The organism is Nocardia sp. NPDC004722 (genome assembly GCF_053601505.1).
Genome location: NZ_JBSGBY010001123.1, coordinates 1 through 1,025 on the forward strand (window position 1 = coordinate 1; position 1,025 = coordinate 1,025).

2 protein-coding genes are annotated in these 1,025 nt (G+C 69.7%); both read left to right on the top strand.

Translation table 11 applies throughout. The features are described 5' to 3' along the window. Positions 1-549 (top strand): ROK family protein (locus ACWELQ_RS46240; protein ID WP_452403279.1); only part of this gene is annotated, 549 nt, incomplete at its 5' end. A 77-nt stretch (positions 550-626) separates the two neighbouring features. Continuing rightward, a partial coding sequence (locus ACWELQ_RS46245) for a 2,3-bisphosphoglycerate-dependent phosphoglycerate mutase (RefSeq protein WP_452403280.1) occupies positions 627-1,025 on the top strand: 399 nt, incomplete at its 3' end.

Here is a 1,025-nt window from a genome sequence, read left to right on the forward strand (position 1 = left end):
CGGCTGGGTGCGGCGCGCGGGGTAGACAATGTGCTCGCGCTGACGGTGTCGTCCGGGATCGGCGGCGGCATCATCTCCGACGGCCGGGTCGTCATGGGCCGCACCGGGAATGGCGGTCACGTCGGGCATATCGTGGTGCCGGGGCAGGAAGAGCCCTGCGCCTGTGGCGGTTTCGGCTGTGTCGAGGCGGTGGCCAGCGGTAAATCGTCGGTGCGCTGGGCCCGGCGGCAGGGGTGGACCGGGACCACCGGGGTCGAACTCTCCGCCGCCGCGCACACGGGGGAGCCGATCGCCGTGGCCGCGCTCGAGCGGGCGGGCACCGCTATCGGGACGGCCGTGGCCTCGGCCGCCGCCCTGCTCGACACGGATCTGGTCGCCATCGGCGGCGGGTTCGCGCAATCCGGTGAGCTGCTGTGGGGTCCGCTGCGGGAAGCCGCCGCCGCGCACGCGCGCCTGAAATTCCTGCGCGAACTGCGGGTGGTGCCTTCCGAACTGACCGATCAAGCCACCCTGCAAGGCGCGGCGATCCTCGCGCTCGGAGGCGCGTAGTCGCGGTGCCCGGGGGCGTATAACCGCAGCGTGAGGGCCGGGGATGCAGGCGGATCGCCACGTGGGAGGATGCATCCATGACGTACACCCTTGTGCTTCTGCGCCACGGCGAGAGCGAATGGAATGCCCTGAACCTGTTCACCGGTTGGGTGGACGTTCGCCTCACCGACAAGGGTGTCGCCGAAGGCAAGCGTGCCGGTGAATTGCTGGCCGAGGCCGGGATTCTCCCGGATATCGTCTACACCTCACTGCTGCGCCGTGCCATCAGCACCGCCAACAATGCCCTCGACGCCTGTGACCGGCACTGGATTCCGGTGGTCCGCGACTGGCGCCTGAACGAGCGTCACTACGGCGCGCTGCAGGGCAAGAACAAGGCGGAGACCAAGGAGCAGTACGGCAACGACCAGTTCATGCTGTGGCGTCGCAGCTACGACACCCCGCCGCCGCCGATCGCCGCGGACAGCGAGTACTCGCAG